This is a genomic window from Fluviicola sp. (assembly GCF_039596395.1).
Lineage (GTDB): Bacteria > Bacteroidota > Bacteroidia > Flavobacteriales_D > Crocinitomicaceae > Fluviicola.
In genome coordinates this window covers 488262-505890 of record NZ_JBCNJT010000003.1, presented here as the reverse complement: position 1 = coordinate 505890, position 17629 = coordinate 488262, and the positions used below count along the sequence as shown (strand labels likewise).

Genomic DNA, 17629 nt, shown 5'->3' with positions numbered 1-17629 from the left:
GTTCGATTTGAACATTTGAAAAAGAATATAAAATTTGTTCCTGTAGAATTTTCCAACCTTTTTGTTAAATAAGTATTCTTTCAAAAAACAAATGTTACCATTCAAATAAAAAGTTGAACCGGGAACCTTGTAAAATTGTAATTTTAGAAAAAAAATAAACTATGAAATTAAATTTACTCTTAGCTACTAGCTTAATTACGGGAGCTGCTTTCGGTCAGTTTACCCAATCAAACGAACCGGTAATGGGATCATCCGTTACGATGTATGTTTTGGATTCCAATGCAGTTGATTATGCAGCTGTTACAGGAACAGGAGTTACCTGGGATTACAGTACAACTCCGGGTATTGCCGGTGAAACGAAAGTTGTTTCTGTAGCTCTTCCTTCTGCAACTACAAACGGAAGCGATTACCCTTCTTCTACGTGGGCAATTGATATCGCAGGTTTCATGACTTCTTACTATACATCCAGCGCCAGCTCACGTATTTCTCAGGGATACGCTTTTGACGGTGGAAGTGGTGCAGGTACTGTTCGCGTTGTTTTCAGCGGTGGGGCAAACGATGCTTTGATCATGAACTACCCTTACGCAATCACGAATAACCTGACAGATGCATTTTCCGGAAACGCTAATACAGATAATTTCGGATCATTGGCAACATCCGGGAACATCGATACAAAATTTGATGGCCAGGGAACATTGAAATTGAATGCAGCGACTACTTTATCGAATGTATCCCGTTTTAAATTGCACGATCAGGCAACTGCTGTTATTCCGATCCCAGGATTTGGAAATGTAGTTATGGAAAGAACACAATACGAATATTACACGATGACAAGTCCTTACCTTCCGGTTTTGGTTCACTCCACATTGGTAATCACATTGGCAGGTACACCAACTACACAGCACATCGTTATGAGCAGCATGGCTCCGGACGAATATTTGAATGTAGCTGAAAACAACAAAATTGCATTTGAAGTATACCCGAACCCTGCAAACGAGTCAGTGGTTATTTCCGGATTGACAGGAAACGAAACAATTGCTATAGTTGACATGGCAGGAAGAACCGTTTTGACTACTCAAAACAACGGAACTTCCCAAACGTTGAACGTATCTGATTTCCAGGCTGGAATTTACAACGTAGTTGTATCCGCTAACGGAATTAAGTCTACAAAAAAACTGACTATCAACTAAGAAATAGTCTCAGGATACTTGAAAGCCCCGACGATAAATGTCGGGGCTTTTTTAGTTAATTACACTCTGACAGGACCGCCGGCACTGCTTCGCAAATTTGCCAATTTGCCTGTTTGCCATTTGGCAAACCATGATTCCCGTACGAAAACCAATAGTGAATAGAAATTCTCCTGCTCCCTGATCTGGGTTTTCTTTTTACAGGCAACACGTTTCCTTTTTTCCGTTTTATTCCATAAATTAGCTCACCAATAGCTTGAGTGGCAAGTGCTATTACTACAAATGACGTATTTCAGGTTTGAAATTTATTTTCATCCTTTGTACCGGCTAGAAAACTACGAATGAAGCAACTATTACTTCTTGTTACTGCTTTCCTTTTATTCCATGCGGCAACGTATGCGCAATGTACTGCAAATGCAGGCCCCGATTCGACGGTTTGCACGGGTGCTTCTATCCAGCTGGGAGGAACACCGGCAGGAACCGGACCAGGCACACTTTCTTATTCATGGTCACCGGCTGCAGGCCTTTCCTGCACCAATTGTCCGAACCCAGTACTTACAGCAAGCACCAGCCAAACCTATACGCTTACGGTCAGTTCATCGCTGGGCTGCACTACCACCGACCAGGTAACTGTTTCCATAGCACCTCCCCCAACAGCTGGATTCACTATTACAGGCAATAACAGCTGTGCCAGTGTTCCGATCCAATTCACCAATGCCTCATCCGGAAGCGGACTGACCTATTCCTGGAATTTCGGAGAACCGGGATCGGGAGCTCAAAACACCAGTAACCTTGTCAATCCGGTTCATCAATACAACGCTGTCGGTACCGGAACCCAAAGCTATACCGTCACACTGGTTGTTACCAATTCGAACGGGTGCACGGCAAGCGTGACACATACCGTAACGGTAAGCGCACTTCCGAACCCAGCCTTGATTGACCCGATAGCAGGAATGCGCAATTGCGACGGATCCAATTTTCCACTGACCGTTTTCGATGCTTCTTCCACCACAGCAGTTTCCAATTACACCATCCAGTGGGGCGACGGATCTCCCAACTTCAGTTCGGGTACTTTCCCCGGAGCGGGCGTTTCCCACACCTACACTACCGCAGAAATTTTCTCGCTGGTTTACACCATTACCGGAACCAACGGCTGTGTGCAATCCACCTCTTACAACATTGCAAACATCACCAACCCGGCAATCGGAGCGGCGAACCCGGGTGCAACAACCGGCTGCGGACCGATTACGCTTTGTTTCCCGCTGAGTAATTATTCATCCAATCACAGCACCACCTATTACGTAGTAGATTATGGCGACGGTTCGCCCAGAGATACGCTTTCGCATCCGCCTCCTGCTACCATTTGTCATACCTACACAACTTCTTCCTGCGGACGCCCGGGGAATCAATTTGTATTCCGTATGAAGGCAATCAATTTGTGCGACAGCAGTGAGGCCTCCATCTCGCCTATTCGCGTTTATACCGGTCCGGTAGCAAACTTCACTGTTGCGGCTCCCAACAATTGTGTGGGATCTCCTGTGCAGTTCCTGAACAGTACACAAACCGGGTTCAACAGTGCCTGCAGTTCCAGCACCCTATTCCAGTGGGATTTCGGTGACGGACAAACGCTGACTACTGCAACAGCTACCAATCCTACGCATGTTTATACCGCGCCGGGAACATATACCGTTACACTGAGTGCAACCAATAACTGTTCTTCCAACATTATTACCCGAACGGTTTGTATAGAGAACCCGCCGGTGCCGTCATTTACGGTTACACCTACTTCAGCGTGTATTCCGTTTACAGCGCAGGTAACCGATGCATCGAACCTGGCAAATACCTGTAATGTGACCCGCAACTGGATGGTGCTTTTCAACGGTAGCCCCTGCTTGCCTTCTTCGGGAGCTTTTGCCTTTACGGGAGGAACCAACGCTTCATCCGTCAACCCGCAAATCCAGTTTACGCAGCCCGGAAATTATACCATTCGCTTAACCTTAACGAATTCATGCGGTTCATTCATTTCCACCCAGGCAATTGTAGCGCAGAAACCGCCACAAGTCAGCATCAATGCCGTTCCAAGCGTCTGTGCAGGACTGAGCGTGAATCCGACCGCAGTTGTAAACGACTGCCTGGAACCTTCCGATACGTATAGCTGGACATTTACAGGAGGTACACCGGCCAGTTCAGGCACACTTGTTCCTGGAAGCGTTTCTTATCCCGCAGCCGGAACATTCCCTATTTCCCTGTCGGTAACCAATGCCTGCGGTACAACCACCGCAAACACTTCCGTAATCATCAAACCCATTCCTCCGGCATTGAATCCGCAGGTAAACACACCGCTTTGCGTGGGCGGAACAGCCAATTTCACCTCCAGTACTTCCGCTTCAACAACTTATTCGTGGTCAGGTCCCAATTCTTTTAACAGTACGCAGCAAAACTTCAACTTAACGAATGTTACCTTAGCCCAGGGCGGAACTTACACCGTAACCGGCACCATGAACGGCTGTAGCGGGCCAAGTGCTTCGGTTACTTTAGCGGTGAACCCGATTCCTGTCATTACGGTAACACCTCCGAATGCAACGATCTGTAACGGCCAATCAGTGTCTTTAACAGCTTCCGGCGCTACTAATTATACCTGGAGCCCTGCAACCGGCTTGTCAACGACCAATACCGCAACGGTTACTGCAAATCCAACAACAACTCAAACGTATACCATTACCGGATCGGACGGAACCTGTTCCGGCTCCACTACAGCCACGATTACAGTAAATCCTTTACCGGTTGTGAATGCCGGGCCGAACGTAACGCTTTGCAACCAGCCCATTCCATATACATTCACTCCAACTCCGGCAGGAGGAACCTGGACCGGACCGAATGTAACTTCCGGCGGAGTTTTCACCCCAGGCGGTACCGGAAGCTTCAACCTGGTTTATTCCTTTACAAACGGCAACGGATGTACCAATACCGACACCGTGGTTGTAACCGTCGTTAACCCGACGCCAGCCTTCGCCGGACCGGATTCTTCGAGGTGTTTCGGTGCAGGAGCTATTACCTTAAGCGGAACTCCTTCCGGCGGAACATGGAGCGGAACCAGCATTACCGCTGCCGGGGTCTTCACTCCTAACGTAGTCGGAACGCATACACTCGTTTACACTTTCGGAACAGGAACCTGCTTATCGCGAGATACCATGCTCATGACGGTAAATCCATTGCCGGTCGTAGACGCAGGCCCGAACTTCGCGGTTTGTATCGATGCAGGCATCCAAATACTGAACGGAACTCCAGCAGGAGGAACCTGGACAGGAACAGGGATTACCAATCCAACAGGAGAATTTACACCTGCTGTTGCCGGAACTGGAGCCAAAACAGTGATTTATTCATTCACCAATGGAAACGGATGTACCGCCACAGATAACCTGGTCATTACCGTAAACCCGCTACCGGTTGTCAATGCCGGACCGGACACTACCGCCTGTGACCAACCGAATCCTTTTCAATTAAGCTATTCACCGGCCGGAGGAACCTGGACAGGTCCCAACGTTAGTTCCGGCGGGCTTTTCACTCCAAACGGAACGGGAACTTTTACACTCACATATACCTTCACTAATGCAAACGGATGTACTAATTCTGATACGCGGGTTGTAACCATCATCAGCCCCACACAACCGGACGCAGGACCAGATTTTGCCGTTTGTATTGACGCTCCGAATGTGACCTTATCTCCCACACCGGCCGGAGGAGCCTGGAGCGGTTCATTTACTACTCCTGCGGGAATATTTAATCCTACCATTGCCGGAAGCTTCAACCTGGTTTACACCTTAGGTTCCGGAGCGTGTTTGCTACGGGATACGCTTGTAGCAATAGTGAATCCCTTACCCCTTGTCAATGCCGGTACTGATTACTCCATTTGTATCGATGCGGGAATTCAAACACTCAACGGCACTCCAGCCGGAGGAACCTGGTCGGGAACAGGAATTACCAACCCTGCGGGAACATTTACGCCCACTGTTGCAGGACCAGGGAATAAAACACTGACTTACTCTTTTACAGATGCGAACGGTTGTACGAATACAGACAACGTGCTCATTACCGTAAATCCGCTTCCGTTTGTGAATGCAGGAAACGATACGACATTGTGCAACCAGCCTTTCCCGATTCAATTTACTGCAACTCCTGCCGGGGGAAACTGGACAGGAACAGGAATTACCTCTTCGGGGCAGTTTACTCCAAGTTCAGTCGGCTCATTTAACCTCACTTATACATTTACGAATGGATCCGGCTGTACGAATTCAGATACGCGGGTTGTGACCGTTGTGAACCCGACACAGGCAAACGCCGGACCAGACCTGGAAGCTTGTATCGACGCACCGAATATTCAACTGAGCGGAACACCTGCTACAGGAACATGGACAGGAAGCTTCGTTACTTCCGGCGGGTTGTTTAATCCAACCAATGCAGGAACTTTCCCTTTGGTAATTTCCAACGGAGCCGGAAACTGTCTGACACGTGATACGATGCTCTTCACCGTGCATCCGCTGCCGGTTGTGAACGTTGGTGCAGACGAAGAATTCTGCCCGAGCGACAATGCGGTTAATTTCTCCGGAAATCCTGCAAACGGTGTCTGGAGCGGAAACGGAATTACGGATGCTACGCTGGGAACATTTGATCCGGGAATAGCTCCTGTGGGAACAAATACCATCGTTTACACTTTTACAAATCCGACCACGGGCTGCATTAACCGCGATACACTGCTGGCAATTGTTCACCCCATGCCGGTTGCAAACTTTACATTCAACCCCATTACCTGTATCGGAACGAATGAACTCTTTACGAATACCAGCACTTTAGCCAATCAAAACAACTGGAGTTTCGGCGACGGAAATACTTCTTCGCTGGTGAGCCCCATTCACGGATATGCTTCGGCAGGGTTTTTCGATACTAAGTTAGTTGTAACGACTACTTTCGGATGTTTGGATTCGATCACGCACCAAATCGAAGTACGCATTCCGCCGGTTGCGGATTTCAGTTTAACCCCGGACTCTTCCTGCGGACCTATGCTCGTCAATTTCACCGATCTGTCATTGGGACAAAGCCTGGCCTACAACTGGGATTACGGCAACGGGCAATCCAGTACCAACCCAACACCGGTTTCACAAACCTACCCGGCAAGTACTACCAGCGACACGAGTTACACCATTACGCTCAGTCTGACCAATTTCTGCGGCAGCAGCAGTCATTCAGAGCAAATTACCGTGATGCCTTCTCCAACAGCAGTTTTCGGTACGCTGACCGACATTGGCTGTACACCGCTCGTCCTGGATATGGTAAACAACAGTTTCGGGCTTCCGGATACGTATGACTGGAATTTCGGGGACGGTACGACTTCCAATACTTCTGCTTCGACCCTTCAGCACACGTTTTACACCGGAACGGAAGACACCACTTACACCATTCAATTGATTGTGAGCAATGAATGCGGTTCGGACACGATCCAACACCAGATCACTGTCCTTCCACCACAAGTCAATGCGTTTTTCAATATCGATGCACCTTCGGGCTGTGTTCCGCATACAATTAATCTGACACAATTCTCACAGGGGGCCAGTTTCTCTTCCTGGGATTTCGGAGACGGCAATTTATCGACGACCTACAATCCCACACATACATTTACTTCACCGGGAACATACGTGGTTTCGCTTTTTGCAGCAGGATGTGGATTCGACACCGCTACAACTATCGTAACAGTTCATCCTTTGCCGCAAATCGATTTTACATCCCTGGATTCTGTTTGTTTGAACCAGGGAATGACTTTTACGAACCTGAGTACGGGAGTTGCTTCCATGAACTGGGATTTCGGGGATGGAACGAGTTCTTCGCTGACCAATCCTGTGCACGCTTATTCGAGTCCGGGATTCTACACCGTCACCCTATCCGGAATCAGTCAAAGTTATGGCTGCACCACTCAGAAAACGAAAATAATCAAGGTAAATCCGGGTCCGACCTCCCAATTCTCACTTGGCCCGAATGCGGGTTGCATGGAACTGACTGTCCAGATGACCAATAACAGTGCGGGAATTGTGAGCCAGGTTTGGAACTTCGGCGACGGAAACTCATCTATCCTGAACAATCCAAGTCATACTTTTACGAGTGCAGGCTCCTATGCCGTTCAATTGATCGTGCTGGATAACATCGGATGTCCGGATACGGCCACGCAGGTTGTTACCGTTTACCCGCTTCCGGTGGTTGATTTCACCTTCACTCCTGTTGATCCGTGTGTGCAGCCAACCTTGGTCAATTTCACCGATCAAAGCACCGATGTTGTGGGGTATGCCTGGAATTTCGGGAATGGTTTGACTTCCACTCTAACGAACCCAGGTACTACCTATCAGCAAGTCGGAGATTACACTGTTACCTTGGTTGGGACAACTATTCACGGCTGTATCGACAGCATCCAAAAAACGGTATCGTCTTATCAAATGCCGGTTGCTTCGTTTACTTTACCAACGGATTCGTTGTGCGTGGGAGAAGCCATTTTATTGCAAGCCAATACGCAATTCGCGAATTCTGTTTCGTGGTTATTGGGGAACGGAACAGTTTTAACCCAAAACCCGGTTTCTACCTCTTTTTCAGCCAGCGGAACGTATCCGGTTACACTTGTCGCTTATGGAAACGGAGGCTGTAACGACACAGTTTCCGCAAGTACGTCGATTACGGTATTGCCGCAGCCGACTGCCGATTTCAGTTATACCAACGTGGAAGGTCCCGAACCTTTGAGCGGTATTGTTGATTTTACGAACCTGAGCAGCTTGGCGGATTATTACTCCTGGGAATTCGGGAACGGAACGACCTCTTCCGAAGAAAACCCGGTTATTCGCTACGAAACAGACGGGGAATTTACGGTAACCCTGATTGCATCAACGATCTATGGTTGCGCGGATACGGTTGTGAAACCGATTACGGTGGATTTCTTCTACGGATTGTTTATTCCGAATGCCATGAGCCCGGGGCACACGGATTTCGAGGTGGCGAATTTTGTTCCGAAAGGAGTCAACATGAAGGAATTCGAATTGCTGATCTACGATGATTGGGGGAACCTCATCTGGTCGACCACTGCTTTGGATGAAAACGGAAGGCCGACCGAACACTGGGACGGAACTTACCACGGGGAACCTGTGCAGCAGGATGCTTATGTCTGGAAAGCAAGTGCCACATTCAAAAATTCGAATGTCTGGGAAGGAAAAGAATATCCGAAAGGCAGGATCAAGCGATCGGGAACTGTAACTGTAATACGCTAAGTGATGAGGGGATTGATTTTATGTATCGTATTGGTTCTTGCTGCAGGTAGTGCTTACGCGCAGGACCCTAATTTTTCGCAGTTCTACAACAACCCGATCTATTACAATCCTTCCATGACGGCGGTAAACAACGGAATTGCCGTGAGGCTGAATGCACGTTCTTTGTGGGGCCCTATTCCCGGAAGGTTCAATACTTTTTCGTTCTCTGCGGAAGCGCAAACAATGTACAAAATGGGACTTGGGATCATGGCTTATTCGGATGTTGGTGGTGAAGCATTGCTGCGAACTGCCGGTGGCTACGTCAATTACTCCTATCGCCCTGTTGACACGAAGAATTTCATTTTACAGGCCGGTGTAAGCGGCGGGTTTATTACCAAGAATATCGATTGGTCGAAACTGACTTTTTCCGACCAGCTGGACGAAACGATGGGTAAGATCAAGGAAAGCAATTTCAACCGCCCGAATTACAACCATGTTTCGTATGCTGATTTCAGTGCGGGCCTGGTTGCGCGTTTTAACGGTTCTTCGCGCAAACAGCGCAATTCGTTCAAACGCTTCAATGCAACGCTTGGCGGGGCAATCCATCATTTATCGCAACCTAAAGATGCCTTCCTGGCGGATACGGATAAATTGCCTTTTAAACTGGTTTTCCATGCTTCTTCGAACCTGCTCTTTAATGAGTTTGTGGTTTCACCGGGAATTGTTTACGAGATGCAGAATGAGTTCCGTACGTTCAGTGTGGGAAGTAATTTCATCAGTCAGCCGTTTATTATAGGGATCTGGATGCGCAACCGGACTGCGGCAATGAGTTTCAAGCAATACGATTCGTTTATTTTTACGCTGGGACTGAACCTGCGAACGAAATACGAAACGCTGTGGCGTGTGACTTACAATTTCGACATGACGATTTCCCGTCTGAAAACAAGCAGTTACGGAAGTCACGAGATTTCCCTGTTTTTTGAAATGCCGAATAAGGTATTGTTCTCGAAGAATGTGAACAGTAAGAGTATGCGCAGAAGGTACCAGTGCCCGAAGGAGTTTAGCGGATTCTAATTACAATTATCAATATGTAAATTATCAATTATCAACATTAGAACTCTTGATAATTCCTTCATTCATCATTGATAATTCCTCTAAACCCATTTCTTTTGCATGGCCAGGCGAACGGCTTCTACTTTGGAGTTTACGTGAAGTTTTTCGTAGATATTGGTCATGTGTTTGCGCACGGTGTGCGGACTGATGAAGAGTTCGTCTGCGATGACTGTATAACTTTTTCCCAATGCCAGGCAGTTCAGGATATCCATTTCGCGGGAACTTAAAGGTGTTGTTTCCGGATCGGAAGTTGCTGCCGGCTGATTTTGAATGAAGTTGTATGCTTTTTTGGCTATTGCGGGTGCCAGTGGCGCTGCGCCGAATTCGAGTACGTTATCGATGGCGCGATGCAGGTTTGCAATGGATTCATCTTTCAGCAGGTAACCGCTTGCCCCTGCCTGTATGGCCGAGAAAATGCGTTCTTCATCGTCAAAAACGGTGATCATGATAAAATGGATCTGCGGAAAGAGTGCTTTGGCCTGTTTCACGGCTTCAATTCCATCCAGCAAGGGCATATCGATGTCCATGAAAACGATCTCCGGAAGTGGTTTCAGGGTTGGCAGGATGTGCAGGAACGCCTGGCCGTTAAACGCGGTCATGGTAATTTTCACTCCCGGCTTAGCTTCCAGCTTTTCAGTCAGGATTTGTACGTTGTACACTTTATCGTCTACTATTCCAATTGGACAGGTTCCCATAGTGACAAATGTGATGATTTATTCAGCAATTTCCAATTACGCAATTGTGCTATTTTTCTTCCAGCGAAGTGTTAATACCATTCCGCTGTGGGTTTCACTTTTTCGGATGGAATAAACTGCCCCGATCTTTTCGGCCCGTTGTTCGATGCTTTTTAATCCGTAATGGAATTCCGGTTTGATGGCCGGATCGAAGCCGATCCCGAAATCTTCCACGGATAGCACAAAATATTCTCCTTCTTCCTTCAGGTTGATTTCCACTTTTCGGGTGTTGGCATGTTTGTATATATTACTGATCCCTTCCTGGAAAATGCGCATCACGTGGAGGGAAACTCCCGGGTCCAATCCGATAGCTCCCGAATCCGAATCGGGTAACTGAGCGGTAAATTTCACCTGGATGGAATTGTCTTCCAACCACTTTTTGGCCACGTTTTTCATGCGGTCGACCAATACTTTGGAGGACATACTTTCCGAATGCAGCGCCCACACGGTATCGCGCAAAGAGCTCATCGCTTCCTGGCTCATCAGGAAGGTCTTATTGATGCGTTCGTTTGCTTTGTCGCCGAAAGAAAGCAATTCAAGATTATTGACTACAAAGCTCAACTGCGAACCGACCAGATCGTGCAGATCGTAAGAAATGCGCTTGCGTTCTTCATTCGTGGCCTGGAATACCAGCTGCTGGGATACCAATTCTTTTTGCAGGTTGCGTTTCCGGAAGTAAAAGATGATACTCAGGATTGCCAGGAACAATACGGAAACGAGGGCTATCCAGAATATATTTTCCGAACGGCGGGCTATCTGCTGTTCTTTCAGTTCGATGTCTTTTTTCTTCCGGTACAATTCCGTTTGCTGCTTTTCGGACTTGATCTCGTAGAGCGCATTGGTTTTTGAAATAGTCTTATCCTGGAGTTCTTTGGTGTATCTGGAATTGTACTTCATGAACATAGCCCAGTATTTTCCCGCTGCTTTGCTATCTCCTTTCCGGAGCGCTACAAATCCCAGGGCCTCACTTATTTTATAAAGCTGTTCAGGTGCATTTAGTTTTTCGGCTATCGGAAGTGCTTCCTGAAGCAATTTTTCCTGTTCTGCAAAACGCTTTTGTTTCCGGTAACAATTCGACCAATTGATGAGCGTACTCACGTAGGAATATTCATTTCCCAATTCTTTGGCAATGGCTGCACTTTCCCTGAAAGCACTTTCGGCCTTATCGTATTCTTTCTTATCCCCGAGGGCTGTTGCCAGGTTACTCAGGGAAATGGATAAACCGTATTTGTTCTTTGTTTTCCGATAGCCCTTGATCGCCAATTCGGAATAGTAGATACAGGAATCGTAACTTCCCATGTAGGTCCAGATATTTCCCATGTTTGAGTACACATCCAGGACCTGGTCGGCATTCTTCTCTTTCCGGTAGTTCGAAACACTTCTGCGGTACCAGTAAAGCGCCATTTTCTCCTGATCCAGTTCTTCATAGATCAATCCCAGGTTATTCATTACGGTAGCCACATTCAGGTTGTCTTCCATTTTCTCAAAAGCCAGTTTGGCCTCGTGGAATGAGTGGATGGCACGCTTCAGATCGTTCAGGCGCCAATAGATCAATCCCAGGTTGTTTTCGCAGGAAGCAATGCCTTTCAGGTAGTTGTTTTTTTGAGCAACCGTTCGCGCTTTCTGATAATAACTGATCGCCTGGTCGGGTTTGGAAAGCACGTCGTAACAAATTCCCATGCGGATCAATGCACGGACTTCTCCCGGATAAAACGCGCATTCCTGTGACTGAACAATGACTTTTTCACATGCTTTCAGGGCTTCTTTCGGTTTTTCGTAGCACAATTCCAGGATCCGATCGTTTTCCAGGTTGATCTTATTGGTATCACACTGCGAAAATCCATTCAAAGAAAGGAGGTTCAGAAGGAAAGCAAGTAGTAGTGTTTGTTTCATCATCTCTTCCGGATTACTTGTTAAGTTCGAGTTTTTTCAGGCGTTTCCTGCGCTTCAGGTACAACAGGCCGAAGAACCCGACTAAAATCCCGGCAATGAACCAAACCAGCGTGTCTTCCCACCAGGAAGCTTTGACCTTGAACAAGGTATTTTCCGGCTTGGAATATTGTCCCGTTCCCGGATCGAATAAACGCAGTTCCAATGAATAAGAACCGGCGCTCAGGTGTTCGAATGTGAGTTTTGTGAGACCCAGTGAAGTAGCGGACCAATGAATCTGGTCTTCGTCCCCGTTGCGGATCAACCGGTATTGCAGCTGGTATGGGTGGTTTCCCATCAGTTCCACCAACTCATACGGAATAGTGACTTCGGTATTTGCCGCTTCAAAGTTGCCGGTATTTTTTTGCTGATGATCACCGACCGGTTTCCCCAGGATGAATGAAGGAAATTCTGTTTTTACCTTTTCCCATTTAAATTCGAACAAACCGAATTGGGTGGCTACATACACTTTATTGTCCAATACCACAAAATCCCTCAGGAATAAATCGTTCATACGGGAAAGTTCTTCCAAACGCTCGAGATTTCCTGTCAGATCCTTTGTGCGGTAAAGTGTTTTATCGGAAAGAATGTAAAACAAGTCGTTGTAAATCTTCAGTTTCGACACCAGCAGGTTGCTGCCGTTTTCCCGGAAATTCACTTCGTGCGTTACTTTCCCGTTCTTAATGGTAAAGATCTTATTGGCGGAACTCAGCACATACCAGCACTTTTTGAAGTACAGGATGTCGGAAGGATCGATCGTTTCATTGAAATAGCGGATTGACCGGTATTCAAGGGTATTCAGGTCGAGTGTAAACAATCCGTCGAGGTTGGAGAACAGCACTTCATTCGTATCTGATTGCTGGAAGATTTTTACCGGGCTTTCCAAAATGACTTTCCGGGGTTTACCTTTCGCCAGTTTATCGCGCAGTTCTTTGGTGGATTTGGCTTCCATGCTGAATAATCCTTTGGAAGAAACAAGCAGGAAGTTCCCGTTTTGCAAGGGCAGGATCTCTTTTACGATTTCGTCTGCCAGCATCAGCGATAGTTGGATACCGGCCGGTTTTGCCCCGTTTTTTTGAAGTGCTGCACGCGCTTTTCTGCCAAATTTATTGAGCAGCATGGTTTCTCCCGAACTCATCCGTGCAATGATCTCATCGTTGTACAGGTCGAGAGCACTGAATTCGGTGGAGTTTAGCAATTTGTAAGATCCGGCTGGTATGCAGTACAATCCTTTCGATTTTGTTCCCAGCCAGATATTGCTGTTCTTATCTTTGAAAACGGCAGTAACGTGCAATCCCACTATAACAGACTTTACGCGCATATCGCCGGCTTTGAGAACAATCATACCGGTTTCCGAAAGCAGGTATACTTTTTCATCGATGGTTACTATTTTCCGGATGGAATGATTGAATGCACCGATCAGTTTGTTCCGGTTTTTGAAACGCTTATTGGTATACTGCAGCGAGATGTTCGAATTGGGTTTCGCGGGAAAAATAATCAGGTTATTCTTCTCCCCGACCATCCATCTTCCGGTCATTCCGGGCAATGTCCGTGCTACCTGGTCGTTCACATCGATCAATTCATTGCTGGAAAGCAGGGCAAAACGTCCTTTGTCGTTTTCTACATAATCGATCAGTTCCGATTTTCCCTTTTCGTAAAACGGAATCTCTGTTTTTGACATGAATTTAAACGCACTCGATTGAAACGTATAAACTGCATCGGGGCAAAGGACCCGGAGATTTCCGTCTGCTGTTTTGTCGAGTTTCAGGATCTGGTTTTTTATTTGCGGCAAGGGAACCAAAACAGCCTGATCGTCTTTGACCTCGAATAACTGGCCTGTTTTGGTCAAACCGATGAATTTCTTTTTCAGCTTCAGCAACTGAACAATGTCTTGCGAATACAACCGGGAGGAAGCGATCTGCTTCGTCTGGAAACCGTTGAAACTGAACAGGCCTTTATCGGTCCCGATGACCAATCGCCCGAATGCATCTTGTTCGATGGCCGTAATGTGGTGATCCGCCAAAGAGGCTTCAACCGGGTAATAGTAGGATTTGGTTTGTGCGAAAATGAGTGAAGTGAAGAGCAGAAAGACCGGAACTAATTTCATATAACTAAGTTAGTTTTTATCGTTAAATTTTTCTCTTTGTATGACTGCATTACCGCTTGTCATTTTTTCTTCCGCTGCGCGGATTCTTCCTTTTCAAACCATTGCCACAGGTTATCTTTCGGCACCGGTGCTGTTATTTTTACTGTTTCTTTTGTTGTGGGATGTTCGAATTCCAACTCCCTGGAATGCAAATATATAGAACCATCCGGATTTGAGCGCTTTGCCCCGTACTTCAGATCGCCCTTAATGATACACCCGATTGCAGCAAGCTGGGCACGGATCTGGTGATGCCTGCCTGTTTCCAATTCTACTTCCAATAAGGTATAATTATCGGAACTGAGCAGAAGCCGGTATTTCAATCGGGCTTCTTTGGAATCTTTACGGGCTTCGGTATAGGTGTAAGTTTTATTTTGCTTTTCGTTACGAACCAGGTGATGCACCAAATGGCCGGATTTCTCCTTCGGTGCTTTTTCCACCACCGCCCAATAGACTTTCCGCGGATGTTTCTCTGCAAAAAGTTTATTCATGCGGGTCAAGGCTTTGCTGGTACGTGCAAATGCAATAGCTCCTGAAACAGGCCGGTCCAGGCGATGGATCAGGCCACAAAAAACGTTTCCCGGCTTTTCGAATTTATGACGGATGTATTCGCGTACTTTTTCCACCAGCGGAAAGTCGCCCGAAATATCTCCCTGTACATTTTCACCTGCATGTTTGTTAACCACTATCAAGTGATTATCCTCATACAGCACATCTTCCGGGCGGATTTGCTCCATCTATTAATATTGTTCGTTTTGGTTCGGGAAATCGCCGCTGCGTACGTCGTCGATGTAGCTCTTAACGGCGTCTGTCATAATCTCGTACAGGTTTGCGTATTTACGCAGGAAACGCGGAGAAAACTCATTGTTGATCCCGAGCATGTCGTGAACCACCAGTACTTGTCCGTCAACGCCATTCCCTGCCCCGATACCGATAATCGGCACGGAAACCGATTTGGCCACTTTTTCTGCCAAAGCAGCAGGAATTTTTTCCAGAACAATGGCGAAACAACCGGCTTCTTCCAATGCTTTTGCGTCTTCGATCAACCGTTGTGCTTCAGCTTCTTCTTTAGCGCGAACAACGTAGGTGCCGAATTTATAAATGGACTGCGGAGTTAATCCCAGGTGGCCCATTACCGGAATTCCCGCTGTGAGAATGCGTTTAATGGATTCGATGATCTCAATTCCTCCCTCCAGTTTCACGGCATGTCCGCCGGATTCTTTCATAATACGGATCGCATTCGACAAGGCTTCCTTGGAATTTCCCTGGTAAGAACCGAAAGGCATATCGACAACCACCAAAGCTCTTTCCACTGCTCGAACAACGGATCCCGCGTGATAGATCATCTGGTCCAGAGTAATGGGAAGCGTTGTTTCATGTCCGGCCATGACATTGGAGGCGGAATCTCCTACAAGAATAACATCAATTCCGGCGGAATCAATGATCCGGGCCATGGAAAAATCGTAACCGGTCAACATCGAAATCTTTGTTCCGGAATTCTTCATTTCTTGTAAAACATTCGTAGTGATACGTTTTACATTTTTATGCACTGACATGAGCGATCTATTTATCTAACAAAGTTAGTTAATTCCGAATTACGAATGCCTAATTACGAATGTTTAGATTATTGGTTAGTAGCGGTGTTCCTTACATGCAGGATTCGCCCTCACCGGACCTATGCCAATTTGCCAGTTTGCCAAATGGCAAACCGGGAAACGCTGTTTTCGTGTCAACCGATTGGAAACCGTTGATATTACTGACCAAATAGACACATGTCTATCCGTATTTTATCACTTGAGGAAACATTCGTAATTCGGGCATTCGCAATTATTCAAACCACACATCGTGGATGATCTGCTTGCCCGCAGTTTGGTTCACGCGCTCGATGATGATTTGTTTTCCATGCAGCAACTCATCCCGCATCACAGAAGAATTCAGTGCAACGATCAAAACTCCGTGACGGATCTGCAGGTTGGTTGTTCGCACTGCTACTGCTTTTCCCATCATTTCTTCCCACTTATTCAGCACATCGATCTCGGTGAGTTTTCCCTGCAACTGGTAAGCGCTCATGAGTTTATCCACCAACTCCTTCATGGGTTGTGCATTCCCGGATCTTTTACGTTCGTCCCACTCGCTCATACCCATTCGGAATTAAAAATGATCATATTCGGTTTTACCTGTATGGTATCAAAGATTGATGAAACACGGTTTTCGTCGGTATCTGTGACCAGAACCTGGCCGAAAGTATTTTTGGAAACCAATTCCATCAATTGCGCTACGCGCAGGTTGTCGAGTTTATCGAAAATATCGTCGAGTAAGAGGATAGGCGTTTGCTTCAGGCGTTCTTTCAACCAGTCGAACTGAGCCAGACGCAGAGCGATCAGGAAGCTTTTTTGCTGTCCCTGGGAACCGAAACGCTTGATTGGCAATCCTTCCAGCAGAAAAGTAATATCGTCTTTGTGAACTCCAACTGATGTATAATGCACGCGCATGTCTTTCGGGTAGGCTTGTTGCAGCAATAACCTGAAATCCGTTTCGGTCAGTTTGGATTCGTAGTTCAGTGAAACGGATTCCTGTTCCTGCGAAATCCATTTGTAATAATGCTGGAACAAGGGAATAAACGCTTCTATAAAAGCCACCCGTTTATTGTGGATAGCCGTTCCGTAACGGATGAGTTGTTCATCCCAGATCTCGATGGATTCCCGTTCAAAGAACCCGTTTTCAAATTGGAGTTTCAACAAGGCATTTCGCTGATCCAGCACCTTGTTGTAGCGCTGCAAATCGTTCAAATATTCGTGGTCGAACTGGGAAATAATCCCGTCCATCCATTTCCGGCGCACTTCACTGCCTTCCGAGATTAAGTCGGTATCGTAAGGGGAAATCATCACTACCGGGAAATGCCCGATGTGATCTGCCAGCCGGTCGTATTCCTTTTTATTCTTTTTGAACACCTTTTTCGAGCCCGATTTTACCCCGCAATACAGGTTGAAAGGCTGTTCATCCTTCATCCAGCATCCCTGGATCACAAAAAACTGCTCGTTGAAGCGGATATTTTGACGGTCGATAGGGTTTAAATAAGAACGGCACATGCTCAGGTAATGAACCGCGTCGAGCACATTCGTTTTCCCCGAACCGTTTTTTCCCACGATGCAATTCACGCCGGATTCGAACTGGAATTCAGCTTCACTGTGATTGCGGAAATTGACTAATGAAAGGGATTCGACGAACATGCTGCAAAGTTACAAA

The 17629-nt window shown here is 46.8% G+C and carries 10 protein-coding genes; 3 read left to right on the top strand and 7 right to left on the bottom strand.

What is annotated here, in order from left to right; genetic code table 11:
- Positions 1-161 precede the first annotated feature (161 nt).
- The 3 genes from ABDW02_RS17435 (at position 162) to ABDW02_RS17425 (ending at position 9538) form a co-directional block, all read left to right on the top strand.
- A complete protein-coding gene (locus ABDW02_RS17435; RefSeq protein WP_343636836.1) occupies positions 162-1190 on the top strand; it encodes a T9SS type A sorting domain-containing protein in 1029 nt (342 codons plus the stop codon).
- A gap of 338 nt (positions 1191-1528) precedes the next feature.
- Positions 1529-8485 carry a PKD domain-containing protein gene (locus tag ABDW02_RS17430; protein WP_343636834.1) on the top strand — a complete coding sequence of 2319 codons (6957 nt, stop codon included), beginning with the start codon at positions 1529-1531 and terminating at the stop codon, positions 8483-8485.
- A 3-nt stretch (positions 8486-8488) separates the two neighbouring features.
- Positions 8489-9538 carry a PorP/SprF family type IX secretion system membrane protein gene (locus tag ABDW02_RS17425; RefSeq protein WP_343636832.1) on the top strand — a complete coding sequence of 350 codons (1050 nt, stop codon included), beginning with the start codon at positions 8489-8491 and terminating at the stop codon, positions 9536-9538.
- Positions 9539-9618: 80 nt separating this feature from the next.
- Here ABDW02_RS17425 and ABDW02_RS17420 read toward each other — a convergent pair whose 3' ends face one another.
- The 7 genes from ABDW02_RS17420 to ABDW02_RS17390 form a co-directional block, all read right to left on the bottom strand.
- Positions 9619-10272, bottom strand: a complete 654-nt coding sequence (locus ABDW02_RS17420) for a response regulator transcription factor (RefSeq protein WP_343636830.1) — start codon at positions 10270-10272, stop codon at positions 9619-9621.
- Between the two features lie 36 nt (positions 10273-10308).
- The gene (locus ABDW02_RS17415; RefSeq protein ID WP_343636828.1) at positions 10309-12207 is read right to left on the bottom strand and encodes a sensor histidine kinase; all 1899 of its coding nucleotides are present in this window, start codon (positions 12205-12207) and stop codon (positions 10309-10311) included.
- 10 nt (positions 12208-12217) lie between these two features.
- Positions 12218-14347 (bottom strand): hypothetical protein, encoded by a 2130-nt coding sequence (locus ABDW02_RS17410; protein WP_343636826.1) that lies wholly within the window; start codon positions 14345-14347, stop codon positions 12218-12220.
- Positions 14348-14406: 59 nt separating this feature from the next.
- Positions 14407-15120, bottom strand: coding sequence for an RNA pseudouridine synthase (locus tag ABDW02_RS17405; RefSeq protein WP_343636824.1), 714 nt, complete (start codon positions 15118-15120; stop codon positions 14407-14409).
- 3 nt (positions 15121-15123) lie between these two features.
- Entirely contained in the window at positions 15124-15939 is an 816-nt protein-coding gene (gene panB, locus ABDW02_RS17400; protein WP_343636822.1) for a 3-methyl-2-oxobutanoate hydroxymethyltransferase, read from the bottom strand.
- Between the two features lie 271 nt (positions 15940-16210).
- Positions 16211-16522, bottom strand: coding sequence for a DUF721 domain-containing protein (locus tag ABDW02_RS17395; protein WP_343636820.1), 312 nt, complete (start codon positions 16520-16522; stop codon positions 16211-16213).
- Positions 16519-17613 (bottom strand): DNA replication/repair protein RecF, encoded by a 1095-nt coding sequence (locus ABDW02_RS17390; protein WP_343636818.1) that lies wholly within the window; start codon positions 17611-17613, stop codon positions 16519-16521. The genes ABDW02_RS17395 and ABDW02_RS17390 overlap by 4 nt, the downstream gene beginning before the upstream one ends.
- Positions 17614-17629 lie beyond the last annotated feature (16 nt).

What these genes read in the sequence shown, in the direction of transcription:
- ABDW02_RS17435 (WP_343636836.1), top strand. Translation starts at nt 162, where the DNA reads ATGAAATTAAATTTACTCTTAGCTACTAGCTTAATTACGGGAGCTGCT.
- ABDW02_RS17430 (WP_343636834.1), top strand. Translation starts at nt 1,529, where the DNA reads ATGAAGCAACTATTACTTCTTGTTACTGCTTTCCTTTTATTCCATGCG.
- ABDW02_RS17425 (WP_343636832.1), top strand. Translation starts at nt 8,489, where the DNA reads ATGAGGGGATTGATTTTATGTATCGTATTGGTTCTTGCTGCAGGTAGT.
- ABDW02_RS17420 (WP_343636830.1), bottom strand. Translation starts at nt 10,272, where the DNA reads ATGGGAACCTGTCCAATTGGAATAGTAGACGATAAAGTGTACAACGTA.
- ABDW02_RS17415 (WP_343636828.1), bottom strand. Translation starts at nt 12,207, where the DNA reads ATGATGAAACAAACACTACTACTTGCTTTCCTTCTGAACCTCCTTTCT.
- ABDW02_RS17410 (WP_343636826.1), bottom strand. Translation starts at nt 14,347, where the DNA reads ATGAAATTAGTTCCGGTCTTTCTGCTCTTCACTTCACTCATTTTCGCA.
- ABDW02_RS17405 (WP_343636824.1), bottom strand. Translation starts at nt 15,120, where the DNA reads ATGGAGCAAATCCGCCCGGAAGATGTGCTGTATGAGGATAATCACTTG.
- panB (WP_343636822.1), bottom strand. Translation starts at nt 15,939, where the DNA reads ATGTCAGTGCATAAAAATGTAAAACGTATCACTACGAATGTTTTACAA.
- ABDW02_RS17395 (WP_343636820.1), bottom strand. Translation starts at nt 16,522, where the DNA reads ATGAGCGAGTGGGACGAACGTAAAAGATCCGGGAATGCACAACCCATG.
- ABDW02_RS17390 (WP_343636818.1), bottom strand. Translation starts at nt 17,613, where the DNA reads ATGTTCGTCGAATCCCTTTCATTAGTCAATTTCCGCAATCACAGTGAA.